27 protein-coding genes are annotated in these 26,270 nt (G+C 44.7%); 16 read left to right on the top strand and 11 right to left on the bottom strand.

Annotated features, from left to right (window positions below; all coding sequences use genetic code 11):
• Window positions 1-367: 367 nt before the first annotated feature.
• Window positions 368-1,588: a phosphoserine phosphatase SerB gene (serB, locus tag FTV18_RS06625; RefSeq protein WP_180002568.1), complete on the bottom strand. Its 1,221-nt coding sequence runs from the start codon at window positions 1,586-1,588 to the stop codon at window positions 368-370.
• Between the two features lie 77 nt (window positions 1,589-1,665).
• On the opposite strand from serB, the gene FTV18_RS06620 reads away from it, so the two are divergent.
• Window positions 1,666-2,919: a hypothetical protein gene (locus FTV18_RS06620; protein WP_159124187.1), complete on the top strand. Its 1,254-nt coding sequence runs from the start codon at window positions 1,666-1,668 to the stop codon at window positions 2,917-2,919.
• Window positions 2,920-2,995: 76 nt separating this feature from the next.
• On the opposite strand, the gene FTV18_RS06615 is transcribed toward FTV18_RS06620, so the two are convergent.
• The 3 genes from FTV18_RS06615 to mhpT all read right to left on the bottom strand — a co-directional run bounded on the left by FTV18_RS06615 (window position 2,996) and on the right by mhpT (window position 6,146).
• The gene (locus tag FTV18_RS06615; RefSeq protein ID WP_166137546.1) at window positions 2,996-3,970 is read right to left on the bottom strand and encodes a bile acid:sodium symporter family protein; all 975 of its coding nucleotides are present in this window, start codon (window positions 3,968-3,970) and stop codon (window positions 2,996-2,998) included.
• 107 nt (window positions 3,971-4,077) lie between these two features.
• Entirely contained in the window at window positions 4,078-4,707 is a 630-nt protein-coding gene (pncA, locus tag FTV18_RS06610; RefSeq protein ID WP_159124185.1) for a bifunctional nicotinamidase/pyrazinamidase, read from the bottom strand.
• Window positions 4,708-4,940: 233 nt separating this feature from the next.
• Window positions 4,941-6,146 (bottom strand): 3-(3-hydroxy-phenyl)propionate transporter MhpT, encoded by a 1,206-nt coding sequence (gene mhpT / locus FTV18_RS06605; protein WP_179991897.1) that lies wholly within the window; start codon window positions 6,144-6,146, stop codon window positions 4,941-4,943.
• A gap of 728 nt (window positions 6,147-6,874) precedes the next feature.
• On the opposite strand from mhpT, the gene dapA reads away from it, so the two are divergent.
• Genes dapA through purC form a run of 3 tightly spaced genes read left to right on the top strand, consistent with a single transcriptional unit; the run spans window position 6,875 to window position 9,150 of the window.
• A complete protein-coding gene (gene dapA, locus FTV18_RS06600; RefSeq protein ID WP_180017290.1) occupies window positions 6,875-7,774 on the top strand; it encodes a 4-hydroxy-tetrahydrodipicolinate synthase in 900 nt (299 codons plus the stop codon).
• A 12-nt stretch (window positions 7,775-7,786) separates the two neighbouring features.
• Window positions 7,787-8,392, top strand: a complete 606-nt coding sequence (locus FTV18_RS06595; RefSeq protein WP_180017292.1) for a lipoprotein-34 precursor (NlpB) — start codon at window positions 7,787-7,789, stop codon at window positions 8,390-8,392.
• A 38-nt stretch (window positions 8,393-8,430) separates the two neighbouring features.
• Window positions 8,431-9,150 carry a phosphoribosylaminoimidazolesuccinocarboxamide synthase gene (gene purC, locus FTV18_RS06590; RefSeq protein WP_004781395.1) on the top strand — a complete coding sequence of 240 codons (720 nt, stop codon included), beginning with the start codon at window positions 8,431-8,433 and terminating at the stop codon, window positions 9,148-9,150.
• 267 nt (window positions 9,151-9,417) lie between these two features.
• Here purC and FTV18_RS06585 read toward each other — a convergent pair whose 3' ends face one another.
• Window positions 9,418-10,692, bottom strand: a complete 1,275-nt coding sequence (locus FTV18_RS06585) for a replication-associated recombination protein A (RefSeq protein WP_180017294.1) — start codon at window positions 10,690-10,692, stop codon at window positions 9,418-9,420.
• 267 nt (window positions 10,693-10,959) lie between these two features.
• On the opposite strand from FTV18_RS06585, the gene FTV18_RS06580 reads away from it, so the two are divergent.
• Window positions 10,960-13,092 carry a bifunctional diguanylate cyclase/phosphodiesterase gene (locus tag FTV18_RS06580; protein ID WP_180017296.1) on the top strand — a complete coding sequence of 711 codons (2,133 nt, stop codon included), beginning with the start codon at window positions 10,960-10,962 and terminating at the stop codon, window positions 13,090-13,092.
• 43 nt (window positions 13,093-13,135) lie between these two features.
• Here FTV18_RS06580 and FTV18_RS06575 read toward each other — a convergent pair whose 3' ends face one another.
• Window positions 13,136-13,588: a YcgN family cysteine cluster protein gene (locus FTV18_RS06575; protein ID WP_004781392.1), complete on the bottom strand. Its 453-nt coding sequence runs from the start codon at window positions 13,586-13,588 to the stop codon at window positions 13,136-13,138.
• Between the two features lie 192 nt (window positions 13,589-13,780).
• Between FTV18_RS06575 and FTV18_RS06570 the strand changes: the two genes are divergently transcribed.
• Window positions 13,781-13,939, top strand: coding sequence for a DUF1328 domain-containing protein (locus FTV18_RS06570; protein WP_004647174.1), 159 nt, complete (start codon window positions 13,781-13,783; stop codon window positions 13,937-13,939).
• 83 nt (window positions 13,940-14,022) lie between these two features.
• Here FTV18_RS06570 and murJ read toward each other — a convergent pair whose 3' ends face one another.
• Together murJ and ampD are read right to left on the bottom strand one after the other, a co-directional pair.
• On the bottom strand, window positions 14,023-15,573 hold the full coding sequence (gene murJ, locus FTV18_RS06565; protein WP_171505608.1) for a murein biosynthesis integral membrane protein MurJ: 1,551 nt from the start codon (window positions 15,571-15,573) through the stop codon (window positions 14,023-14,025).
• A 77-nt stretch (window positions 15,574-15,650) separates the two neighbouring features.
• A complete protein-coding gene (gene ampD, locus FTV18_RS06560; RefSeq protein WP_180017298.1) occupies window positions 15,651-16,223 on the bottom strand; it encodes a 1,6-anhydro-N-acetylmuramyl-L-alanine amidase AmpD in 573 nt (190 codons plus the stop codon).
• A 181-nt stretch (window positions 16,224-16,404) separates the two neighbouring features.
• On the opposite strand from ampD, the gene nadC reads away from it, so the two are divergent.
• The gene (gene nadC / locus FTV18_RS06555) at window positions 16,405-17,250 is read left to right on the top strand and encodes a carboxylating nicotinate-nucleotide diphosphorylase (protein WP_034704010.1); all 846 of its coding nucleotides are present in this window, start codon (window positions 16,405-16,407) and stop codon (window positions 17,248-17,250) included.
• 87 nt (window positions 17,251-17,337) lie between these two features.
• Here the strand turns inward: nadC and FTV18_RS15700 are convergent, their stop codons facing one another.
• A complete protein-coding gene (locus tag FTV18_RS15700) occupies window positions 17,338-17,460 on the bottom strand; it encodes a hypothetical protein (RefSeq protein WP_257218575.1) in 123 nt (40 codons plus the stop codon).
• A 149-nt stretch (window positions 17,461-17,609) separates the two neighbouring features.
• On the bottom strand, window positions 17,610-18,326 hold the full coding sequence (gene rph / locus FTV18_RS06550) for a ribonuclease PH (RefSeq protein WP_004781384.1): 717 nt from the start codon (window positions 18,324-18,326) through the stop codon (window positions 17,610-17,612).
• Window positions 18,327-18,520: 194 nt separating this feature from the next.
• Between rph and FTV18_RS06545 the strand changes: the two genes are divergently transcribed.
• Window positions 18,521-19,165 (top strand): TetR family transcriptional regulator, encoded by a 645-nt coding sequence (locus FTV18_RS06545; RefSeq protein ID WP_180017300.1) that lies wholly within the window; start codon window positions 18,521-18,523, stop codon window positions 19,163-19,165.
• 82 nt (window positions 19,166-19,247) lie between these two features.
• Here FTV18_RS06545 and FTV18_RS06540 read toward each other — a convergent pair whose 3' ends face one another.
• The gene (locus FTV18_RS06540) at window positions 19,248-19,865 is read right to left on the bottom strand and encodes a thiol:disulfide interchange protein DsbA/DsbL (protein ID WP_004781380.1); all 618 of its coding nucleotides are present in this window, start codon (window positions 19,863-19,865) and stop codon (window positions 19,248-19,250) included.
• Between the two features lie 226 nt (window positions 19,866-20,091).
• Here FTV18_RS06540 and ubiG point away from each other — a divergent pair, with 226 nt between their 5' ends.
• The 8 genes from ubiG (at window position 20,092) to argA (ending at window position 26,048) form a co-directional block, all read left to right on the top strand.
• Window positions 20,092-20,820, top strand: a complete 729-nt coding sequence (gene ubiG / locus FTV18_RS06535) for a bifunctional 2-polyprenyl-6-hydroxyphenol methylase/3-demethylubiquinol 3-O-methyltransferase UbiG (RefSeq protein ID WP_159124177.1) — start codon at window positions 20,092-20,094, stop codon at window positions 20,818-20,820.
• Window positions 20,817-21,506: an HAD family hydrolase gene (locus FTV18_RS06530; RefSeq protein ID WP_034704017.1), complete on the top strand. Its 690-nt coding sequence runs from the start codon at window positions 20,817-20,819 to the stop codon at window positions 21,504-21,506. The genes ubiG and FTV18_RS06530 overlap by 4 nt, the downstream gene beginning before the upstream one ends.
• A gap of 49 nt (window positions 21,507-21,555) precedes the next feature.
• Window positions 21,556-22,302 carry a YciK family oxidoreductase gene (locus tag FTV18_RS06525; protein WP_179991891.1) on the top strand — a complete coding sequence of 249 codons (747 nt, stop codon included), beginning with the start codon at window positions 21,556-21,558 and terminating at the stop codon, window positions 22,300-22,302.
• Window positions 22,303-22,525: 223 nt separating this feature from the next.
• Window positions 22,526-22,945, top strand: a complete 420-nt coding sequence (locus FTV18_RS06520; protein ID WP_004781373.1) for a hypothetical protein — start codon at window positions 22,526-22,528, stop codon at window positions 22,943-22,945.
• Window positions 22,946-23,129: 184 nt separating this feature from the next.
• Complete coding sequence (locus FTV18_RS06515; RefSeq protein ID WP_004781372.1) at window positions 23,130-23,285, top strand: hypothetical protein; 156 nt, start codon at window positions 23,130-23,132, stop codon at window positions 23,283-23,285.
• Window positions 23,286-23,591: 306 nt separating this feature from the next.
• On the top strand, window positions 23,592-23,987 hold the full coding sequence (locus FTV18_RS06510) for an RcnB family protein (RefSeq protein ID WP_180017302.1): 396 nt from the start codon (window positions 23,592-23,594) through the stop codon (window positions 23,985-23,987).
• A gap of 222 nt (window positions 23,988-24,209) precedes the next feature.
• A complete protein-coding gene (locus FTV18_RS06505) occupies window positions 24,210-24,572 on the top strand; it encodes an RcnB family protein (protein ID WP_166137582.1) in 363 nt (120 codons plus the stop codon).
• Between the two features lie 132 nt (window positions 24,573-24,704).
• On the top strand, window positions 24,705-26,048 hold the full coding sequence (argA, locus tag FTV18_RS06500) for an amino-acid N-acetyltransferase (protein WP_180017304.1): 1,344 nt from the start codon (window positions 24,705-24,707) through the stop codon (window positions 26,046-26,048).
• The last annotated feature ends 222 nt before the right edge of the window (window positions 26,049-26,270 follow it).

Raw genomic sequence — 26,270 nt, 5'->3', positions numbered from 1 at the left:
TCCTACCTATTGAATTTCGTTAAATCAATAAAATGGAATGTGTTGATTTGTATCTCTATGCATGCATTATGCTGAGTTTTTTGCATAAAAAAAGTCCTGTTTTCTCCCCTTACGACATACTCTGTCGCGATATTATTTTGTCATTACATTTTTTATTTTCACAGTATTTGTGGATCAATTGCTGCGTCGATGTTGGCGTGTCATTACAAAATCATATGCCCTTTCATCGACTTAAAAAAAATATTTTCCGTTTAAGATGATCGGGGTATTTATAGACAAGCTGCGCCGTCCCTCGATAAAAGTTAAGCTAAAAATATAAAAAAACGCGACCCTAAGGCCGCGTTGGATTTCACCGAAAAGCTATGTGTTACGCGCGGCTCAGATCTTTATCATGTACACCGAGCAGGTAGAGCACACCATCCAGACCCACGCTGGAAATGGCCTGATTGGCATTCTGACGAACCAAAGGCTTGGCACGGAAAGCCACACCTAGGCCCGCAATTGAAAGCATTGGCAGGTCGTTGGCACCATCACCTACAGCAATGGTCTGTTCCAGAGAAATTCCCATATTGTCGGCAATTTCACGGAGCAATAAAGCCTTGCGTGCGCCATCCACAATATGACCTTTGACTTCGCCTGTCACCACGCCATCCTGCACATCCAGAACGTTGGCATGAACTTCATCAATTCCCAGTTTGGCTTGCAGATATTCTGCAAAATACTGGAATCCACCAGACAGAATTGCGGTACGGTAGCCCAGTGCTTTCAGGGTGGAAATCAGGCGTTCTGCACCTTCAGTCACGGTCAGACGCTCAGCAATTTTTGGCAATACCGATGCATCCATGCCTTTTAATAAAGCAACACGGGCACGGAAACTTTGCTGGAAGTCCAGCTCGCCCTGCATCGCGCGTTCAGTAATTTCAGAGACTTGGATACCGACACCAGCTTCGATCGCCAGCTCATCAATGACTTCCTGCTCGATCAAGGTCGAGTCCATGTCAAAGCAGACCAGACGACGGTTACGGCGGTAAGCATTATCTTCCTGTACTGCCACATCGACATTCAGGTTATTCGACAGGCTTAAGCAGGCTGCACGCATGGCTGCTGCATCTAGCATCTGGCCTTTCAGACCAAACTGTACACAGGCACGTTTAGGGCCAGTATTGGAACCATCCAGCTCAGGACGGCCAGAAAGACGGGTTACGGTTTCAATATTGAAGCCCTGACTCGACACAATCTGGGTCACGGCTTGCAGATGAGAGGCATTTAATTCCGGGGCCAATGCCGTTACGATATAACGCGTGCGGCCGCCCTCTCTTACCCACTGTTCATATTCAGCAGCAGAGATTGGTTTAAAGCGCACTGTTAACCCGATATCATGTGCTAAAATCAGGATTTCCTTCATGGCTAATGCTGTTGCAGTTTGGTCATCAGACGATACAACAATACCTAAGGTCAGTTGATTATGAATGACCGCTTGCCCCACATCTAGAATCTGTAAGGAATGAGCGGACAAAACCTGCATTAATCGTGTAAATTGATTAGGCTGGTCGGGTCCTAAGAATGATATAAGAATGATTTCTCGCATGAATTGACTCGGGTCTGAGCTACAACTATTGTTAGAATCATAATCGAAATTGAACAGAATTGCCTTGGAAGTTTACGTTGAATGCGCCTAGACAAGGGCTATTTGCTAGCCTACTGATTGTAAGTTTTGCTCTGCATACCTTTTTACTGGTATTGGCAACGACTCACCAACTGAATGATAACCGTGCCAACCAGGGACAGCTCATGACGAGCCAACTGGTCACAGACAGCCTGGCGGAGCTTGAACCGGCGAACCGCGTTTCTCTGGCACTTCTGGCCAACCGTTATGCGACTAACCCAAGCGTTGCTTCAATTCGTATCCTGGATGCGAATGGTCAGGTTTTAGCCACTGGTGGGCTGACCAAGACCCGTGATGGGGAAGTTTTTGTCCGTGATGCCCTGCAAAACGAGAAAAAAGTCGGTGTGATTGAAATCACCCTGATTGAGCCAAGTATTGGTGAAATTCTCCGGACTCAATGGCTTGCCATTCTGTTCTCTTTCATTATTCATGGTTTGCTTTGGGTCGGTTATCGTGCGGTAGCGCGTCCAAGCCGTACCGAGTATCTGGCACGTATCAATAATGAATCGCGACTGAAATTCGAGATTCAGACTTTAACTCAGGCATTAGAACAGGAAAAGCATAATGCTGCCCTCGCCATTGCCCAGGCACAGCAAGCCCTGAAAAACAAACCGAAAGAAAAAGACAGTAAACCTGTGGTCCTGGATACCGATAGCCTGAGCTTGAACATTCAGTTCTATGATCCAAAACAGTTGCTAGATAGTGTGAATAAGACGGTATCGGTTCCTTATTTCAATCTGTGCCAGATTTTCCTGAACAAAGCTACTGAACTGTGCATCCAGCATTACAAACTGAACAGCACGGATATTTGTACCGTACACAAGTTTGATGAAAAAGGTGCCAGTATCAGTATTGCGGCAGAGAAGCCAGATGCCCTCGCCTGTTTGACCATGATCAGTTCAGTATTCCAGTTGCTTTCAGAAGTCCTGTATAAGCGTTATCGCGAAGAAAAACGTTTTGTCCTGCAGACACGTAGCGCAATTTCTTCAGCCGTTGAAGAAATGCAGCTTAATTCCGTTCAGGCTGCAGAACGTCTGGTTCAGCAACTAGTCGCTAAGGAAAGTGCACTGCATGTTCCTAATGCCCTGTTGAAACAAATCGCGGACCACTTTGAGCTGGTCAGCATGCCAAATCCGACCAATGTTCTGACCCGTCATGCCTTTGTGGTCAATGGGATGGATGCGGAAAGTGCTGAACTAGCGCAAAGCTTCAGAACCGAGATTCTCAAATCGAAACAGTCTAAAGCGTCCTAAGTCACAGAAAGCAAAAAGCCCGATTGAATATCGGGCTTTTTATATGAGAGAAATAAAATCTTCAGCAGTCAGGATGTTATCTATCTGCGGAAGTATCTTGTGCTGATGCAGATTCAATTGTCTTACTTTTGGCGGCCCAGTACGTCGCCAAGGCGGGTCCAGAAATGTTATGCCATAGGCTGAAAATAGCACTTGGAACCGCAGTGATGGGAGACGCGGCAAAATGGGTCGCAGCCAACGCTACCCCTAAACCAGAATTCTGCATTCCCACTTCAATCGAAACCGCGCGACAATCGATTTCTGCCAGTTTCAATATTCGGCTTGCCCAATAACCCAATAAGTAGCCCATTCCATTGTGTAAAGCCACAAGACCCAAAATCATTAACCCGGATTCCAGAATCTGGGTTTTACTGCCAGCAATAATGGCCGCCACAATTGCGACAATGGCAATCACCGAAATTACTGGCATTACTTGGATATAGCCTTCTACCTTGGTTTTTAGAAGGGCACGGACAATCAAACCTAAAATGATTGGAAACAGCACCACTTGTAGAATCGAAATCAGCATAGATAAGGCATTAATTTCAATCCATTGGCTGGCCAGCAGATAAAAAATTGCCGGAGTCAAAAGCGGTGCCAATAAAGTTGATACCGAAGTACACGCCACAGACAAGGCCGTATTGCCTTTGGCCATATAGGTAATCACATTAGATGCCGTGCCACCTGGACAGCAGCCCACCAGAATCACACCAATCGCAATTTCAGCCGGAAGCTGGAATAGCTGACAGAGCAAAAAGGCTAACCCTGGCATCACCATAAACTGAGCCACGACCCCAATCGCAACGGCCTTGGGACTTTGCAAGATACTTTTAAAATCACCTGGCGTCATGGTCATGCCCATGCCGAACATGATCAGACCCAGCATCCAGGGAATATAGGCGCGTAACCAGACAAAAAGATCCGGCAGCATCAAGGCAATGGCTGAAAACAGAATGACCCATAGAGCAAAGGTCTTTTGGACAAACTGGCTAAATTGAAGAAGTGCTGACATGGGAAAATCCAAGTGTCATGAAAAAGAAATCAAGGCATCTGTGGATGCCTCAAAGTAAACAAACCATTGCATAATGGCAAATGGCCCTAATCGCCTTAAGTTAGCGCTTAGGCAGCATTAATAATATCTTTCAGATAAATCCGTTTTACACCCTGTGCCAGCATGTCCTGCCAGGCATGTTGTAGCGAACCGTTCAGGTCTATACCTTTGGTGGCATCCGCAATGACATAGGCCTTAAAGCCGAGTTTGCAGGCATCCATCGCAGTCCAGGCCACACAAAAATCAGTCGCGATACCCACGATGAATACGGTATCAATACCGCGCTCACGTAAATAGCCGGCCAGACCGGTACTGGTTTTTTGATCAGCTTCCATAAAGGCGGAGTAACTGTCGATATTTTGATGAAAGCCTTTGCGGATAATCAGTTGAGCTTGCGGAAGGTTCAGCTCCGGATGGAATTCAGCATCCTCAGTCCCTTGTACACAATGACTCGGCCAAAGGACCTGAGAACCATAATCCAGCTGAATCGTGTCATAGGCTGCTTGAGCAGGATGATTGTCTGCAAAGGAGATATGCTCTGCCGGATGCCAATCCTGAGTCAGCACAATATTCTGAAAGTACTGCCCCAATCGGTTGATATTCGGAATAATCTGATCGGCATTGGTAACAGCCAGATTTCCACCTGGGGTAAATCCTTTTTGTACATCCACCACAATCAGCGCCGCATTTTGCATCATTTTCATCCCTTGAAATCTGAGTTTGCATCCAAGCATAGCTTAAAACTAAAGAAAATTTTTAGCCCTTTAGGTAAAAATAGAATGACTCTGCATTCTGATAAAACGCATGATGAGTTAACTGTAAAAGCTATTGCTCTCCAAAACATAGAAAGAATTTGTCTTAAGCTGAACTGATACTGGAAAATAAAAAGCCTGCATCAGTGCAGGCTTTTCGGATATTCATCTTTTTATTTTTAAACCTTGGTACGGCTGACCAGGAGTAGCATACATACCGCAGAGATTACGATACATGGAATCGCTGCCGAGATCACCCCTGCTGCACCGAAGCCTGCTGTCAGTAGCTGACCCGCAATTGCAGGGCCAAGCATGGCGCCGATACGGCCAACTGCGGAAGCAACACCTACCCCTGTACCACGTACTTCAGTTGGGTAAACGATACTACCGAAGGCATAGAGTACACCCTGACAGCCAATCACAAAGGCACCTGCCAGTGCTGCGGCCATGTACATTTGCTCAAGTGAGCTTGCACCGTTGAGTGCCAATAGACCCGCCAGGATACCGCCATACATCAACAGGATCACATAGGCTTTTTTCAGGCGATCCGTGAGCATACCCAAAATCACAGTACCAATCGTTGCAGTCACCATAAAGTAGAACTGTGCAGTTGAACCATCTTTACGGGTGAAGCCCAGTTCCATGAACAATGATGGCAACCAGCTCAACATAATGTACACCACCATCAGGGTGAAGAAGTAGCTGACCCAGATGCAAAGCGTACGAAGCAAGTTGTCAGAGTTAAACAGATCCTTGAATGAACCCTGAGGAGATGCTGCACGTTCTGCGGCTGTCTTGTTTTGTGTCTTTAAGTATTCTTTAGATTCAGGCAGACACAACATCATCAGTGGAATCACAATGATGGGTAATAAACCACCTAAGTAAAAAACATTTTTCCAGTTTGCACCGAATTCAGTTGCTGCGATTAAAGACAAGATTGCAGCACCCACTGGCATACCACAGTACATCAGGCCCACGGCACGTCCACGGTTTTGTGGAGCCACGGCTTCAGAAGCCAGCGTGATTAAGATTGGCATTGCACCGCCAAGACCCGCACCCGCCAGAAAACGAACTGCCAGCAAACTGTGGAAACTGTTCACCCACACGGTACATAAGGTAAATAGTGCAAAAATTGCGGTTGACCAGATTAAAACTTTCTTACGACCAATACGGTCCGCGAATCGACCACCGACCAGTGCACCAGGCAATAAGCCCAGAATCCCTGCACTAAAAAACACACCCAATTGTGAGCTATCAAGACCAAAGTGCTCACGAATACCAGCAGCGGCAATCCCGGCAGCCTGAATATCCAGGCCTTCAATCACAGCGATCAGAAAGCAGATCCCTACCGTGATGATCGCGTGCTTATTGTCTGATTTTTCCATTGGAATATCCTTGTTCAATCAGCGTTCAAAAGAGAGGCCATCATCTATGAGCGCTCAAATAGAATTAACTACCAATAAGTTGAACAATTTGCTCGGATATACTGAAAAATCCAGAAAATTGATGACTTTAAGATGCTGTTCGATAAAGTCAAAAAAGCAATTAATGAGAAGTATTAAAATCCCAGTATTTTTGGATTTAGACTTATACATCAAACCCGGAAATTCAACAGTGAGAAAAATTCGGGGCCGATCACTAATACGAAAAAAAGATTAGTTCAGGCATTTTTGCTTTTTATTCATCATAAATGAGGTTTATTATTCGATATATTTTAGCTCTTAATTCATCGAATATAAATATTAATACTCCCCTAAAACACCATAAAAGAATGTTTTCTAAATCTATTTAATTCACTTAAGTGACTTATTCTGTGTATTTTTTCCTGAAAAAATGAATTCATTAGCTTTCATCCTGCTGGAGGATAAAGGATGATTTGGACAGCAAAAAATCATAACGATTAAAACTTGATTGTTGCCTAGAGGCTTTGTATAAAGAATTCAGTGGCTTTTACTAAAGCATATTGTTCTTATGCGTTTGATCAGTCATAATTTGCATAAGCAATATTCAATTCAGTGCAAATCTATTGAATTTGCTACAAATCAAAATACAAACCCATCCCAAATATGTTTTCTCATTCTCTTCGGATGGACAAATAGGATAGTTTTTTAAAATGACTCAGCAAGCACAGACCATTCAGGGTTCCATTGTCGCAATCGTCACCCCCATGTTTGAAGATGGCAGCGTAGATTGGAAGGGTCTCGAGAAGCTGGTTGAGTGGCATATTGCAGAAGGCACTAACAGCATTGTGGCTGTAGGTACTACTGGTGAAGCATCAACGCTCAGCATGAGCGAGCACACCCAAGTGATCAAAGAAATCATTCGTGTTGCCAACAAACGTATTCCTATCATTGCCGGTACAGGCGCAAACTCGACTCGTGAAGCAATCGAGCTAACTCAGGAAGCCAAAGAACTTGGCGCTGATGCTGCCCTGCTGGTTACTCCTTACTACAACAAACCGACTCAGGAAGGTTTATACCAGCATTATAAAGCCATTGCTGAAGCGGTTGACCTACCTCAAATTCTTTATAACGTTCCAGGCCGTACTGGCGTGGATATGGCTAATGAAACCGTGATCCGTCTGGCAGATATTCCACAGATCGTGGGCATTAAAGATGCAACAGGTGATGTAGCCCGTGGTGCTGCCCTGATTGAAGGTCTGGCAGGTAAAAACATGACCGTTTACTCAGGTGATGATGCAACTGCCTATGAGTTAATGAGTCATGGTGCCAAAGGCAATATTTCTGTGACTGCCAACGTTGCACCTAAAGTCATGAGTGAAGTATGTGCTGCAGCCATTGCAGGCGATGCTGCACGTGCTGAAGAGCTCAATGCTCAGGTTGCAAATTTACACAATATTCTATTTTGCGAATCAAACCCAATTCCTGTGAAATGGGCTCTCCATGATATGGGCTTAATTGGTACAGGTATTCGCCTTCCATTAACACCACTTGCAGAACAATATCGCGCTCCGCTTCATGAGGCACTTCTAGAAGCGAGCGTCATTAAATAAAGAGCAACGATTATGCAATTACGTTTAGGACTTACCCTGGCACTTTCAGTATTCAGTTTAGCAGGTTGTAGTTCAATAGCCTTTAAAAACGGTACCTTGGACTATAAAGAAACAACCACGCTGCAACCATTGCAATATCCTGAAGGGTCAATGGTTCGTCCTGCAACGCCTTTGTACCCTGCTCCGACAGTGGATCCGCTTGCCCTGGAAAATGCACCAAAACTTGAAAATCAGCGTGGTAACCGCTTTGCGATGCCACGCCCTACTGCACAGCCAGTAAATTCAACTCAAGCAGATGAAACTCAAGAAAATTTTTCAGGAAAGCCGCAATTAGTCACTGACGGAAATCAAAATCCACTGCTCAAAATTGATGGAAATGCTGCTACAATATGGCAATACACTCTTGCCACGCTTAGCAGCCTTAACCATTCTATCGTTGGTCAAAATAAAGATCGTTATGAAGTAACGATTCAGGTTGATCAGCAAACCTATGTTTTAAGACTCTCTCCCGCAGGTTCGAGTAACACCCTGGCTGTGTTTAATCCCGATAACAGTTTTGCCGACCGCGAAAAAGCAGCAGAACTGTTAAACCAGATTTACCAAAATTGGCCAGCCTAGACATTTTCTAGGCATTTTTTTTTGTAGAAGGTTCCCTCATGTTAAAACAAACCTTGCTCTATACTGGTAAAGCGAAATCTGTCTATACCACGGACAGTGAAGACCACCTGATTTTAGTTTTTCGTGACGATGCGTCCGCATTCAATGGCGAAAAAATCGAACAACTGGATCGTAAAGGTAAGGTGAATAACCGTTTTAACGCCTTCATCATGGAAAAGCTGGCTGCTGCTGGTATTGAAACTCATTTTGAGAAACTGCTGACACCAACTGAAGTGTTAGTGAAAAAACTTAAAATGATTCCAGTAGAATGTGTGGTACGTAACTATGCTGCGGGTTCTTTATGCCGTCGTCTGGGTGTAGAAGAAGGTAAAGAATTAACTCCTCCTACATTCGAATTGTTCTTCAAGGATGACGCGCTAGGCGATCCAATGGTGAACGAATCTCAAGCGATTGCTTTAGGTTGGGCGACTGCTGAACAACTGGCAAAAATGAAAGAACTGACTTACCAAGTGAACGATGTGCTTAAAGCATTATTCGAAGCGGGTAATATGCTTCTGGTTGACTTTAAACTTGAATTTGGTGTGTTCCACGACCGTATCGTACTGGGTGACGAATTCTCTCCAGACGGTTGCCGTCTATGGGATAAAGACACCAAGAAAAAACTGGATAAAGACCGTTTCCGTCAAGGCCTAGGCGGCGTGGTTGAAGCGTACGAAGAAGTTGCAGCACGTTTAGGTATCAATCTTGAAGATATCTAAGCACTAATAGTGCTTCAAAGAACCGGGTTAATAGCCCGGTTTTTTATTGTCTAATCTTATGATCGAAAAAATGAATTTTATTAATAAAAATGATCGTTTTTACATTATTCAATGCATGCCTTAATATTACTGTATCCCAGCAACATCCCCAGCAGATGCAATCCATCTGATGTTGCTGACCAGATTTATACCCTTACCCTCTAGGATGTATCTCCCCCAAGACATCCTATTTCAGCCCAATTCTCCTTGAATTGGGCTTTTTTTTGCTTATTGCTGCTGTTGTTCCTGCTGCCAGCGGCGTTGTTGCAGACGTTCGCCTTCCACTTCACGCTTATTACGTGCCGATTCGTACAGCTTGGTGCCTTTCAGCTCAGGCGGCAGGTAATCTTGCAGGACAAAATGTTCCGGATAGTTATGCGGATACAGATAATTCACTCCATAACCCTGCTCTTTCATCATTTTGGTCGGTGCATTACGTAGATGTAAAGGCACTGGCAAATTGGCCGTTTTTTCAGCCAGATCCATCGCCTTGTTAATCGCCAGATAGGTACTATTACTTTTGGCACTAGTCGCCAGGTAAACCGCACATTGTCCCAGAATAATCCGGCATTCCGGCATGCCAATCGCTTGAACTGAGCGGAAGCATTCGCCCGCCAGCAACAGTGCATTCGGATTGGAATTGCCAATATCTTCTGATGCCGCAATCAGCATACGGCGGGCAATAAAGACCGGATCTTCACCACCTTTGAGCATACGCGCCATCCAGTACAGGGCAGCATCCGGATCACTGCCACGAATCGACTTGATGAAGGCCGAAACCAGATCATAGTGCTGTTCGCCAGATTTGTCATAACGGGCAATATTCTGCTGTGCGACTTTGACCACAATCGCATTGGTAATGATATTTTCCTGGTCAGCCTCAAAGGTACTGGCAATCAGATCCAGCAAATTGAGGGCCTTACGCGCATCCCCAGCGGCAAACTGCAATAAGGCGTCAAATTCTTCAATCTGGATATAGCGTTCCTGCAGAAATTTGTCAGTCTGAATCGCCTGAGTCAGTAAAGTCTGAATCGCTTCATCACTCAGCACATTTAAGGTATAGACCTGACAACGTGACAGCAAGGCACTATTGACTTCAAAAGATGGATTTTCCGTCGTCGCACCAATCAAGGTAATTTTGCCTTTTTCGACGGCATTCAGCAGTGCATCCTGCTGGGATTTATTAAAACGGTGAATCTCGTCAATAAACACCACGGGCGTCAGCAGATCACCACTTTCTGCAATGACTTCACGCAACTCCTTCACACCAGTATTAAGTGCAGACAGGCTGATAAATGGCCGGTCCACCGCTTGGGCAAGTAGCAAGGCAATTGTGGTTTTACCTACTCCAGGTGGCCCCCAGAAGATAATCGATGGTAAATGCCCTTGGTCAATCATTTGACGTAGAGGTGCATTCTCTCCAAGCAAGTGATCCTGCCCGATAATTTCTGCAAGGTCGCGAGGCCGCAAGCGTTCTGGAAGCGGGATATGACTGTCTGACATCTTATTATTGGCTCAAATTAAATTCTGCTTTCATTCTAACACTGGTAGTTTTGATTCCAATATTTCAAACATTTATGAGAAAAATTTAATTTATGTAAGAAAGCTCTATTTTTTTTACAATGAATGGATTAATCTTATGAAAAGTAGATAAATAGAACATGATTAATTACAGGTTAATAAGCTTGTAAATTTCACATTGTCTCATATTAATTAGAATGGACTTGAGTAACTGATTGGATGCTCTTTGGGTGGTATCGGTGGGGATGCATGAAGCATAATAAATCTAGACGAACAACTGCAGAATGCGCTGAGTCGCTTATTTCAACCTCGATACAATCTTCTAATGAGCAACAGGCAAAATTCAGATTATTACAGGACCTAATCAATGATGTGCCACATCCACTCTGGGTGCTGGGCAAAGATAATATTGAATATTTTAATCAGGCACTTTCGGATTATTTAGGCACCAATTTAAGTGAATATGGTCCTAAAGAATGGCAAAGCCTGATTCATCCAGATGATCAACCAGCGTTTTCTAAGCAATGGCATGCTGCCCTGAATCAGCAACAAGGCTTTAATACCCAGTGCCGGATTAAATCGGCTGATTCCAGCTACCGTATGTGTGCCTTGGCTATTAAGTTTCAGCATACCGCGGAACATCTGCTGCAATGGTCGGTATCACTGACGGACATCCATGAATATTTTGAGATTCAGCAACAACTGTCTCAGGTCATTTCTACCCAGAAAAACATGCTGGATGCCAGTGTCGACTGTATTAAAGTGATGTCTCCACAAGGCGAGATCCGTCATATCAATCAGTCAGCCTGTCATAAGTTAGGGATTGATCCTGAACAGCAGCCTGCCCCGCATTCATGGTTAAGCCTGTTACCAGCCGAGGTTAAAAAAACCGGACAACGCGCTTTAAAACAGGCTGCTCAAGGCTTAAATAGCCGTTTTGTAGAAAAAGCTCAGACGGAGAATGAGAACCCAGAATATTGGGATCATTTACTGACTCCGGTATTGGACGAAAATAATATTCCCCAAAATATTCTGTGTGTTTCACGTAATATCAGTCAGCAAAAAATAGCCGAAAGCCGTTTAAAAGCCGTAATTCAGCGTGATGAGCTGACCGGACTGTATAACCGCAATGCCTTTTATAAGACCTTTAAACAGGTGCTGCTAAAAGCCAAGCAACAGCAAATGATGGTTGGCCTGCTCCTGATCGACTTGGACTATTTCCGGCATATCAATGACACCCTGAGTCATATTGCCGGAGATCATTTGTTGCACGTCTTGGGCAAGCGTTTTCAGGCCTGTTTTGGCTCCAACAATATAGTCGTTGCCCGTCTCGGTGGAGATGAGTTTGCCATTCTGGTCAAAAACTTGGAAAACGAAGCCCAGCTGATTAATACCGCACAACTGGCCTATGCTCAACTAGAACAACCAGTGAGTTATGTCGGCCATCGTATGAGTATCGGCATGAGTATTGGTTGTACCGTTTATCCGCGTGATGCCCAGAATAGCTCTAACCTGCTGAAATGTGCCGATATTGCCCTGAATGATCTGAAAAATAGTGGTCGTGGCGGGATTCGCATGTTTAATCAGGAGATGTTCAGATCACTGGAAAACATGACCAAACAACTGACGCTGGCACGCAAGATTATTCATGCCGACCAGATCATTCCTTATTATCAGCCTAAGGTCCGTCTCTCCGATGGTGAGGTGATTGGTTTTGAGGCCTTATTGCGTTGGCAGGATCAGCAGCATCAGATCCAGTTACCCTCTCATATTTTTTCAGCGTTCCAGGACTATGACCTGGCTTCACGCATCAGTGAAACCATGCAGCTAAAAGTCTTTGAGGATATGAGCCGCTGGCAGGCCGAAGGTCTGGATATTCTGCCAATTTCAATCAATGCAGCTCCAGTTGAATTCCTGCGCGATGACTATGCTGAGAAATTTCTGGCTCGTCTGTCCCGATTCGATATTCCTGCGCATAAGGTTGAGCTGGAAATTACCGAGCAGAGCTTGTCTGAAGGCGGAGCCAATTATGTGATCCGGGCACTGAACCTGCTGAAAAAACATGGAATTCATATTTCTCTGGATGACTTCGGTACCGGTCATTCTTCCCTGACCCGTTTGCAGGAATATCCGGTCGACTGCATCAAGATTGATCGCAACTTTGTAGAACGCATGAACAATGATCCGTCTGCGCTGGCCATTGTCAAAGCCATTACCCAGATTGGTTCCAGTATTTCTCTGGATGTATTGGTCGAGGGTATTGAAAATACTGAACAACTGGACACGCTGATCAATTGTGATTGCCAGATCGGACAAGGTTTTTATTTTTATCGTCCTATGTCCGGGTCTTCAGCACAGCAACTGCTACAACAGGCCGCTTAATTTTTTTATTTAATCATTTGACGGGGTTGGATTGCGCTAATCATTAGCGCACCCAGCGCACGATATATTCATCAATTTCATCTTCATCAATATCGACTTCACTTAAGCAGCGACCAGCAGCGGATTTTTTGGCCTGAATCACGCTTTGTCGTGAACCCGTCTTCAGATAATGCCAGGATGGCAGGCTTTTCCCTTCAGCAACTCGGCGATAAGCACAGCTTGAGGGTAACCAGTGAATAGTGTCCAGTTTCTCAGGTGTCAGCTGGATACAATCCGGCACATATTGCAGCCGGTTCGGATAATCCGAACAGCGGGCAGTTTTGCAGTCCAGTAATTTGCAAGCCACTTTGGTATAGGCGACTTCGTGGGTGTCTTCATCTTCCAGCTTGATCAGGCAGCAAAGCCCACAACCGTCACAAAGCGCTTCCCATTCTTCTGGCGTCAGCTCAGTGAGACTATATTTTTTCCAGAAGTATGGACGTAAGGCATCAGACATAATCAAAACGGCTATGGTAAAAATCAGCTTATTATACCAAGTCTCAACAAAGGAAATGTAGGGACGTGAATCTTATTAATATCACGTAAACTATTGTTAAATCAGAGACAGTACATCAACAAAACACTAACAGTGCCCAAAATCGAATATTCCTATACTGGATTTGAGAATAAAAACACATGGAGAATTGATATGTTTCGCTGGGCTATTATTTTTGCTGTGATTGCCTTGATTGCCAGTCTACTTGGTTTCGGTGGAGTAGCAGGCTTATCTAAGGATTTCGCAATTATCTTATTGGTGATTGCCGTTATTCTTGCCATTGTTGGTTTCCTTTCTCGCGGCAAGGTCTAGCGACTGAGTTCTGCTTAAGGAAAAGTTTCCTACAGAAAAAACAAGAGCCATTTGGCTCTTGTTTTTTATGCGCCCAAAATGAATTACGGTTTGATATGGCGTGGTCTGAAACCAGCAGCGACCAATGCGGCCAAATACGCCACGACTCCTACCACACATAAAATCAGCACTTCCAGTACACGCATCCACTGTGATACATCACCATTGTACCAGCTCAGTGCATAGGCCAAGGCTGCAATCATCACCACATTGGCAAACATGAATTGCATAAAGATTTTTTTCCAGTGTGCGCCAAAACGGAAAATATTGCGTTGATGCAGATAAAAATACAGCAGACCCGCATTGACCATGGCTGAACCGGTCGAAGCCAGTGCCAGTGCCATATGCTCCGCTTCCCAATGAATCAGCTTAAAGAAACCAATAAAGATCACGTTCAGAATCGCATTGGCTGCTACCGCCATTAAACCGACGCGTACCGGTGTACGAGTATCCTGCTGGGCATAGAAGCCGGGAGCAAAGACTTTAATCAGCATAAAAGCAATCACACCGCCACTCATACATTGCAATGCCAGCGCCGTCATCTGGGTATCTTCAAAAGTGAACTGTCCGCGTTCAAATAATGCCTGAATAATCGGTGTTGACAGCATGAACAAGGCAATACTGGCTGGTAGACCCACCAGCACAATGACTTTCGCTGCCCAATCCATCATGTCGCGGAATTTTTCCGGATTCTTTTCTGTATGCTGTGTGGATAAGGACGGCAGAATCACGGTACCGATTGCCACACCAATCAGACCCAATGGTAACTCGGTCATCCGTTCAGCACTATACAGCCACGACACTGAACCGTCCTGCATGAAAGAGGCCCAAACCGTATTCAGTAACAGGTTGATCTGGGTGACGGATACACCAAATAAAGCGGGTAGCATCAGTTTCATGATGCGATCCACCCCTTCATGCTTGAAGTCCACTTTCGGTGGAATCAGCAGGTTTTTACGCCATAACTCTGGAATCTGGATTGCCAGCTGCAAAATCCCGGCAATGACGACGGCCCAGCCTAGTGCCATAATCGGCTCTGCCATAAAAGGCGTGAGCCAGAGCGCACCGGCAATCATGGCAATATTCAATAAAACCGGAGCAAAGGCTGGCGTACTGAAAGAGCCATAACTGTTCAGAATACTGCTGGCAAAAGCCGTCAGTGACATAAACAGCAGGTAGGGAATGGTCAGGCGGAACATGTCTGTGGCCAGCGCAAACTTTGCTTCATCGCCATGAAACCCTGGCGCATAGATATACATGATCACCGGTGCGGCAATGATGGCAATCATGGTCAGGGTGGTCATGAAGGTAGCCAGACAGCCAAAGACCCGGCTGATCAGGATCTGCACTTCTGCATGGGTGCGACTGGTCTTATATTCAGTCAGTACCGGAATAAAGGCTTGGGAGAATGCCCCTTCTGCAAACAGCCGTCTGAAAAAGTTTGGAATACGAAATGCCACCACGAAGGTATCGAAATCTTTACCGGCACCGAATACATTCAGTAAAACCACATCCCGGACCAATCCCAGAACCCGCGACAACATGGTCATCGCACTGACAATTACGGTCGAACGCCAAAGCGCCATCCTATTCACCTAATAATTAATTTGGGCCTATTGTAATGAAACTTGCAAAAGAAGTTCATTGCTTAATCACATGACTTCCTGAAGGGTCATGGGTTCTTATAATGTTGTAACTGGGCACGAAAAGCACACCAGTCAAAATATGGTCCCGGATCGGTTTTACGTCCCGGTGCAATATCCGAATGTCCGGCAATATGCTGCTGCATTTTTGGATAATAGTCTTGCAAACAGGCGGTGACTTTGACCAAGGCATCATATTGTGCCTGTTCAAACGGCAGGTCATCACTGCCTTCCAGTTCAATCCCGATGGAATAATCATTACATTCTTTTTTGGCCAGATAGCTGGAACGACCTGCATGCCAGGCTCGGTCATTGAAATTCACAAACTGCAGCACTTCACCAGAACGCAAAATCAGCAGATGCGCCGACACCTGCATGCCTTCAATAGTCCGAAAATACGGATGCACTGACCACTCCAGCTGATTCTGAAAAAACTGTTCAATATAGCCACCACCAAACTGTGACGGCGGCAGACTGATGTTATGGATCACCATTAACTGGATATCGGTATGTTCAGGCCGCTGATTATAATTTGGAGAAGGGATCTGGCGCGCCCCGAGCAATTGCCCGTCCCGGATTTGAAACTCAGCTGCCTGTTGCATAAAACTGTCCTGTACAAAAATAAAATCTGCAATATCAGGATTGCAGCCGGCTTAATGCTAAAACTTTCATAGGCAAATCTCAATTCATCCCGGCAGGCTGTATGAAAAATCGCTCATTTTAATGTAACGGTGTTAAGATAACGCACAATTTTTCACGGCTAAAAAAGATACGGAAATACTCATGAGCATATCTCAGGCTTTGCTAGAACAGTCGATTCAGATCAATATTCAACAGGCACTCTCCGAAGATATTGGCGATGGTGACATTACTGCCCTGCTGACTCCTGAAGATGAACAGGCGACTGCCACGATTATTAGCCGTGAAGCAATGGTTCTTGCTGGTCAGCCTTGGGTCAATGCCCTGATTCAGGCCTATGATCCGAGTGTAGAAGTGATCTGGCTAAAAAATGACGGCGATCATGTCGCTGCCAATGAAGCTTTTCTAAAACTGGCCGGTTCTGCACGTAGCCTACTGACTGTAGAACGCCCTGCCCTGAACTTTGTACAGACGCTGTCTGCAGTTGCGACCAAAACAGCAACCTATGTCAAAGAGTTGGACGGTCTGCATACCAAGCTCTTAGATACCCGTAAAACGCTGCCAGGCTTACGTATTGCCCAAAAATATGCTGTTGCTGTCGGTGGTGGTCAGAATCACCGTCTGGGCCTATTCGATGCCTTTTTGATTAAAGAAAATCATATTATGGCAGCCGGCGGCATTCGCCAGGCGATTGCCATGGCCCACCAGATTGCACCGGGTAAACCAGTTGAAGTGGAAGTTGAAACCTGGGATGAACTGAATCAGGCCCTAGAAGCCGAGGCTGATATCGTGATGCTGGATAATTTCAGTCAGCAGCAAATGATTGATGCGGTCAAACATGTGGCTGGTCGCTGTAAACTGGAAGCCTCAGGCAATATCACCATTGATAACTTACGTGAAGTGGCGAGTACAGGCGTAGATTATATTTCGATGGGCGTACTAACCAAAGATGTCAAAGCCATTGACCTGTCGATGCGTTTTAATGGTTAAAGTCTTATTATTAAAAAAGGGTGCCATAGCACCCTTTTTCTTATTCTCAAGGATATAAATCATAGAGGTTGAATGGCCTCTACTCTGTTAATTGGTATCACTTCCTCGTTTCATATTTGCACCATCACGGTTTTCATCACGAGAATTCGAATCACAGGCAGTTAAACCCAGTACAGCAAATACTGAAAATGCCATCAACCATATTTTCATGTTATACCCCTCTGAATGAGATTTGGTTAAAAGATCATCGCTTAAAACAGAGGTTACACAGTAGACAGATCCTGTTCATTTTTTGTCAGGCAATGTGTAGGTACAATAAAAAACGCATCCGAAGATGCGTTTTTTACAACTTGAAAAGCTTACCAGCCCAAAGCTTCTTGCTGTTTCTTGATCAGTTCCTGAATCCCTTTTTCAGCCATGGCCAGCATGTCATTGCATTGCTCACGGGTAAATGGCTTATCTTCAGCAGTACCTTGGATTTCAATAAATTCACCTGCCTGAGTCATCACGACATTCAAGTCAGTCTGACAGTTTGAATCTTCTTCATAGCAAAGATCCAGCAAGACTTCATCTTTAAAAATACCTACAGAAATGGCTGCTACCAGACCTTTAAGTGGGTCCTGTTTAATTTTCTTTTTCTCAAGCAATACGTTCATGGCATCAATCAATGCTACGGCTGCACCCGTAATTGATGCAGTACGGGTACCACCATCTGCCTGGATCACGTCACAGTCAATGGTAATGGTATTTTCACCAAGTTTTTTCAGGTCGACCATTGAACGTAGGCTACGACCGATCAGACGCTGGATTTCCTGAGTACGGCCACTTTGTTTGCCGCGAGCAGCTTCACGATCACTACGGGTATGTGTTGAACGTGGCAGCATGCCGTATTCTGCTGTTACCCAGCCTTGACCCTGACCTTTCAGGAAACGTGGTACAGAGCTGTCCACACTGGCAGTACACAGCACTTTGGTATGACCAAATTCAACCAATACGGAACCTTCCGCATAACGTGTATAGTTACGGGTAATTTTCACTTCACGTAATTGATCTAATGCTCGTTGGTCGATACGCATAATAGGTCCTGCTGTTGACTAAAAATAATTGCGGCTCAGTATAACAGAAGCCTCCGCCAAGATTGGAACAGAGGACAGATCATTTACAAAATCACTGGACACGCTTTGCTTGTATAGATTTTTCAGTCCATCTGCGCTACTGCGATGGACAGATGTTTTTTGCTAAACTGCAAATCTGCCGAAGGAAAATCCCTATGTCTTTACGTGAAGAACGCAAGCACCAAAGCCGCCAGGCCCTCCTCGATGCTACCTTGGCATTGAGCAGCCGTGGCTATGCATTTAGCAGCATCAGCCTGCGCGAAATCACTCATGAAGTCGGGCTGGTGCCTGCTGCGTTTTATCGACACTTTCAGAATATGGATCAGTTGGGGCTGGAACTTCTGGATCAGGTTTCAATTCATCTCAAAGGTGTGCTGAGTCAGTTGGGACCTGCAGATTTTTCTCTGGATGAGCTTTCAGCCAAAATCGAACTGTTTTTTCAAGCAGTCGATGCCCATCCCGAAGCCTGGACATTTGTCAGTGCCGAACGTTGGGGCGGTTCCAATATCCTCAGACAAGGCATTGAGCGGGAAATTCATTATCTGACCCAAGATTTACGGCATACCCTGGAACAGATTCCAGCCGTCCAGCAATCTCCTTCTCCAGCCGAGTTAACTGCACTGGCACAGATCTTAGTTCCTCTCGCATTAAACTGGGCTATGGGCTGGATTCAGCTTCAGGCACAGCCTGATCCTGCACTGCGACAAACTCGGATAAATGACTTCAAAGCCCAAAGCCTAAAGCAGTTAGAACTGTTATTTCGTGGAAGTTTATCTCAAACCGGAGTCTCATCTGAGTGAAATCTATTTCACAATTCAATTTTATCCTGACATAAAAAAACCCGCATATAGCTGCGGGTTTTTAGATTCATGCAGATCTGGTTTATTTAGCTTTACGCTCTTTTTCAACCAGATAATTTACCACTTGAACCACTTTGGCATCATCGCCCTGAACCACATACTTACCATTTACGGTTACCGCTGGTACACCGCTCAACTGATAAGTCGCAGCCAGATTTTTGGCCTGTGCGATTTTTGAAGAAATCGGGAATGATTTATAAGTGGTATTAAATTTCGCTTCAGAAATACCATAACGGGTATAGAACTTGGCTAATTGAGCCTGTTCCAGAATTGGCTGTTTCTTCGCATGAATATCATGGAATAGCTGCAAATGTGCTTTTTGACGAACACCTAGAGCTTCAGACACATAGTATGCGCGTGCTGCCTGTTCCCATAGCGGATTCATCGCGGCTGGGGTACGCACGAAACGTACATCTTTAGGCAATTTTTTTAACCAGCTCTGCATGTGTGGTTCAAGTGAATAGCAGTGACCACAGCCATACCAGAAGAATTCACGGACTTCAATTTTCCCCGGCTTTTCAACTTTTACTGGATTCGCCAAGACTTGATAGTCTTGACCTGCTACAAAGTTGGCGGCCATTGCACTGCCAGAAAATGCCAAAACAGATGCGGCTACAGTGCCTAAAATAAATTTTTTCATTGGGATTATCGTCCTCTAAATCATTATGTCTAATTTATGGCTTCACTATAAAGTAATTATGCCGGTTTCGTTTTTATTCTGTGAACTTTTTTACAGCTTTTATCGCTTTTTTTTCCAGAATCGCTACACTAAACAAGTGTACTGATTTACAAGAAGTTAAATCTGTTTATACCGCCTCTGGGCGAACTTAAATTTTAAATAATCACGACTGATTGAGGTGACACCGATGTCGCAATTGAATGTTGATCCACAAGAAATTGCCAAGTTTGAAGCATTTGCAGCTATATGGTGGGATCAGCATTCCGAGTTCCGCCCATTGCATATGATCAATCCGCTACGTCTCAACTGGATTGATGAACATGCTGGTGGCTTGAGCGGCAAGAAAGTGCTGGATGTGGGCTGTGGCGGGGGCATCCTGTCAGAAAGCATGGCGCGCCGTGGCGCTCAGGTGCTGGGCATTGATATGGGCGAAGCGCCACTGAATGTGGCACGCATCCATGCTGAGCAGGAAGATGTTAGCAATATTGAATACCGTCAGATTCCGGTAGAACAGCTGGCAGAAGAGCAAGCCGGTCAATACGATGTGGTTACCTGTATGGAAATGCTGGAACATGTACCTGATCCAGCCTCTATTATTCAGGCCTGTTATAAACTGGCCAAACCGGGTGGTCATGTCTTCTTCTCGACCATTAACCGTAATCCAAAATCTTATCTGTTCGCGATCATTGGTGCAGAATATATCCTGCGTATGCTGGCCAAAGGTACACATGATTACAGCAAATTCATCAAGCCGTCTGAACTGGCGCACGACATCCGTAATGCCGGTTTAAAACTGAAAGATATGACTGGCCTGCATTATAACCCGCTGACCAAGCGTTACTGGCTGGCACCGAATGTCGATGTAAACTATATGGTGTACACCGTTAAAGAAAACACGCAAGAGGCCGCCCAATGAAGGCTGTTCTATTCGACCTAGATGGTACTTTAATTGATACTGCGGCTGACTTTATCCGGATTATCCAGCATATGTGCCGCGAAGCCGGCCGTGAAGTGGTTGAAGCTGATCTGATCCGTACCCAGGTTTCAGAAGGTGCACGTGCTATGGTCAAATTGGTCTATCCGGAACTGCAACTGGAAGACCCGGTTTTCTTGGATCATCGCCAGCGTTTTCTGGATATGTATGGTGCAGATATTGCAGTAGATACAGACCTGTTCAGCGGAATGTATCCTTTACTTGAAGAATTAGAGGAAAATGATATCCCTTGGGGAATCGTAACCAATAAACCGCGCTGGTTGAGCGAAGCTTTACTTAAAGCTTTAAACCTGACCGAGCGCTGTGCCGTACTGGTCTGTCCGGAAGATGTGACCCGAACCAAGCCAGATCCAGAGCCAATGTATTTGGCTGCCGAGCAGCTACAGCTGGCTGCAGAGGACTGTATCTATGTCGGTGACCATCCACGGGATATTGATGCAGGCCGCAATGCCAAGATGTATACCATACTGGCAGCATACGGTTATTTACCACTGCAATACAAAGATGACTTAACAGCCTGGCAAGCCGACTATATAGTGAATACAGTGAATGAGTTACATCAGCACATTCAAAAACTGGTCTTGAGCGAGCCAAGTGTCCTGTCTTGATTCCTGAAACTACTGAAGACACTTAACAATAATAATGAGGAGGTAGATAATGAAGTATTCAGAATATCAACCTCGCCCCGATCTGTTAAAAGATCGTATTATCCTGATCACGGGTGCGGGCGATGGCATTGGTCGTGCAGCAGCAATCAGCTATGCCCTGCATGGGGCGACTGTAGTTCTGCATGGGCGTACCTTAAACAAGCTTGAAGTCATCTATGACGAGATTGAAAGCTTGGGGGCGCCGCAACCTGCCATTCTCCCATTACAGTTATCTAGCGCCTCTGAACGTGATTATGAGTTATTGCTCGACACGCTCGATCGCCAGTTTGGCCGTCTGGACGGGATTTTGCATAATGCCGGTATTTTAGGCGAACGAGTGCCGTTGGCGGAATACCCGGTCAATGTCTGGGATGATGTCATGGCGGTTAACCTTCGTGCGCCTTTTGTGATTACCCAAGCCCTGTTACCCTTGCTGGAAAAATCCAAACATGCTTCTGTGGTCTTTGCCAGTTCCGGCGTAGGTCGTGAAGCCCGGGAATGCTGGGGCGCTTATTCAGTTTCAAAAATTGCCATTGAAGCAGTGAGCCAGTTATTTGCCAAAGAACGGGTCAATTCGAATATCCGTTTTAACTGTATCAATCCAGGCGCTACACGTACGGCAATGCGTGCCAAGGCTTATCCGAATGAAGATCCGAAAACCTTACCGACACCGGATTCCATCATGCCAGCCTATCTGTACCTGATGGGTGAAGATAGCTTGCATATGAATGGTCAAAGTATTGATGCTCAAGATTAAGCTTTAATTGACGCCTATTTAAAAGCCAATGTCCGCATTGGCTTTTTGTTTTTAAACTCTATAAAGATAAGACCCATTTGAAAGCTGGCTTATTCTTCTGCCCAATTCATCCAGATTTCAGACTGAATCAGCCAGACCTTTCTTATTTCTACAATACTGTCTTTATTCAGTTCGCTGCAAATTCCCCTATACTAGCGCCAACAGATTTTTATTTGAGTGCAACATGACTGACTTAAACAACATCACCGTGACGACTTTGGAAGATGGCATGGTCTCTCTGCTGGTCGATCAGCAGCCGATCTCTGAAAAATACGGCATGAAGTTTGATGCCAGCATTGTCGATGACATTCAGGCACTCGAAAATGGTCAAAAACTGAAACTGTTTGACCAGTTTGTCTTTTCCCATACCGATCTGAATTTTGAACATTCCTATCATTATGTGACCGGTATCGAAAAACTGGACGATCGCTATCAGGTAGCGAAACACTTTGTCTATCGCATCAAGATCGAAGGTCAGCCTGAAATTGAACATGTGATTAGCAATCAGGGCAAAGCAATGACAGCAGAAGATGTGCGTACTTTTATTCAGGCACATGTACAGAAATCCCTAAGTGACTATACTGATCTGAACTATGCCTATTAAGATCGTTCATTAGATCCCGAAAGAGCGCATTTACGGATAGTGCGCTTTTCTTATCCTTAAATTCTTTAAAAAAAAAGATATAAATCGTTTTAATGAATCAATAATATAAAATTATTCGGTTTTCCAAATTAATATAAAATTTTTATAATGCTTTTCAAGTTAAGTCAAAGCGAAGGAAAATTTAATGGCAGACCAAAAACGTAAAACTGAAACTATTCGTCGTATTGAAAACTTGCAGTTATCAACTGCCCTGATTTTGGCTTTAGAAGATGCAGTCGAGGCAGAGTCTGTGGCTGAAGCCATTCAGTCCTTACAGGGTTTAACGGAACAGTGGAATTGAAAAATTGCAATGACTGAATCAAGATCTGGTGCTTAAAAAGAATATTTTTCCACTAATTTGAGACGGTTTTGATACACAATTCAGGACATTGCGCTTGCATCTTGATCCCGGTTTTGCTGAAATGCCAATGGGGCTGGGTATAACTGGTCAACTGACTGAAGTGCATCCTAAGCTTATGTAAAATCATGGCATAATCATAATTTCTCTGTAATTGATATAAAACTTCAGCCAGTTCTTCACAGTTTCTCTGCAATTTTTCCGTACATTAGTTACTGTAAAAAATGAACAATTGAATGAGGGTTCAACATGAAAAAGGTTCTGGTAGCATTAGCGATGTCTTGCAGTGCATTCATGCTGGCAAATGTTGCAAACGCTGCCCCTCATTTCAATGATGAACAGCGTATGGAACGGGGTTCGGGCCATCATCAGGCCAAGAAAGCGCGTGGGTTCCATGACGATCACCAAGACCAGTATGATAAACGTCGTATGCGTGAAGAACGTGGTGTTAAACGTCTGCAACAGTTACGCTGGCAGCCTGGCTATGTCATGCCGCAGCATTATCGCAGTAATGGCTACAAGGTCGAATATAAGGACCATAAACTGCCTAAACCAGACCGTAAGCAGCAATGGTACAAAGTCAACAATGACTACATTCTGGTGAACTCTGAAAATAACAGTATTGTCCGGATTATCGGAGACTGATTTAGAACCTGATGCAAAGCCCAACCTCGTTTGGGCTTTTTGATTTTTCGGATGAGCCTTTTTAGGCTTTTTCTTATTTTAGAGCTTTCCTTTTAATCGTGGCTAATCTCCTAAATTCCTTCATGAATTTAACAATTCCACTAAACTGGCCTCACGCTTTCTATCTACTTATTCGCTAATTTAATCTCATCGAAAACATGTACAGATTTTTAGGTGAGAGCCATGAAAAAAGTTTTAACTACAATTGCCTTATCTCTTAGTGCGCTGGTTGCTACTTCTGCAATGGCCGCACCGCAGCATCATGATCCACGTTATGCACCACATAAACCGGCACCGCACTGGGATCATAAAGATGCGAAAAAATGGGATGATCGTCGTTACAACAACCGTGGGGTTAACCCAAGCCGTGACTGGCGCGTAGGTCAAAAACTGCCAAACCAGTACGATAACCGTCGCTTTGAAGTCAGTGGCTATGAAGCACGCCGTCTGCCGAAAGCAGGTAAAAACCAGCAATGGTACAAAATCAATGGTGACTATGTACTAGTCAATGATCGTAACGACAAGATTGTTCGAATCATCAACTAATCATTCTCTTTTCTGCCCTTCTAGCAGACACCTGAAGCTCGCTTCAGGTGTTTTTTTATCTCTGTACTTCCACTTCAGTATTTTTTCATTAGAATCAAAGCTAGATCTTTAAATATTGAAATAGGCACAGCTATGACTGCAGCAGAAACCTCACCGAGCAACACCTTGCAATATGTGCACTGGTTTCGCCATTCTGCGCCTTATATCAATGCTCATCGCAATAAAACCTTTGTGATCATGTTTGATGGTGAAGCGGTATTGCATGGCAACTTTCAGCACATCATTCATGATATTGCCCTGCTCAATTCTTTAGGAATCCGCCTGATTCTGGTACATGGCGCGCGTCCGCAAATTAACCAGAATCTGGCTGCGAGTGGCTTCGAGACCCCCTTCCACCAGCAGCGTCGGGTCACAACTCGTGAATCCTTAAGCTGTGTACTGAATGCAGTAGGATCGATCCGTTTACAGATTGAGGCGCTATTGTCGATGGGGCTGGCCAATTCACCCATGTATGGTGCGCGCATTGATGCCGTTTCAGGAAATTTTGTGACAGCTAAACCTTATGGCATCCGTGACGGGGTCGATTTTCAGTTAACTGGTGAAGTTCGGGCCATTGATACTGATGCGATTCAACGTCATCTGAACAATCATAATATTGTGATTCTCGGTCCGACCGGCTATTCAACCACAGGCGAAGTTTTTAACCTTCTAGCTGAGGAAGTTGCCACCAAAACTGCGACTCGCCTCAAAGCCGATAAACTGATTATCTTGGGTCGAGAGCATGGTCTGCTCGACAGTAAGGGTCAGTTAAAACGGGAAGTAACCCCACAGCAACTGGATGACTATATTCTTTCTGATGAACAGGATATTGAAATTCGGCTCCAGCTCAAGGCCGCTCAGGAAGCTTCCCGAAATGGCGTCAATCGCGTTCACCTGATTTCGTATACCTATGACGGCGCCTTGCTGGAAGAACTGTTCACCCGGGATGGTTCCGGCACCATGATCACCGATGCGCATTATGAAGAAGTGCGTATGGCCGATATTCAGGATGTCGGTGGCCTGATCCGCTTGCTTCGCCCCTTGGAAGAAGAAGGCATTCTGGTTTACCGTTCGCGGGAACGTCTGGAAAATGAAATTGACCAGTTCGCGGTAATTGAGCGTGACGGCATGATTCTGGCCTGTGCTGCCCTGTATCCGATTCCGACTACGGGCAATGAACTGCGTTCCGCAGAAATCGCCTGCGTTGCAGTAGATCCAAGTTACCGTCAATCCAACCGCGGTAGCCAGATCCTGCATTATCTGGAAGATAAGGCCAAAAGTCTGGGTATTCAGCAACTGTTTATTTTAACGACCCGTACTGCACACTGGTTTCTGGAACAGGGTTTTGAACCGGCATCAGTAGATGATTTGCCTGATGCCCGACAGGCTTTTTATAATTATCAGCGCAATTCAATTGTCTGTAAAAAGTCACTTTAAAGTGACTTTTTTATGCGCTCTCATATCTCTATTTTAGATAATGATATTCATAAAACCTGCATTCAGCATAAAAATCTTATTGCTGATTTTCTAATAAGCATATCTGGCCACTTTATTTAGAATAAATAATTTTATATTTCATTGCCTTATATAAATAATTCTTTCTTCCTAAATTAATGTGTAAATCACTTTCCTGCATAAGTTTTGCACTTTTTTATTTAT

Origin of the sequence: Acinetobacter sp. YH12241 (genome assembly GCF_013417535.1) — a bacterium.
Lineage (GTDB): Bacteria > Pseudomonadota > Gammaproteobacteria > Pseudomonadales > Moraxellaceae > Acinetobacter.
The sequence above is the reverse complement of the archived record's forward strand: the minus strand, read 5'-3'. Positions and strand labels throughout refer to the sequence as shown.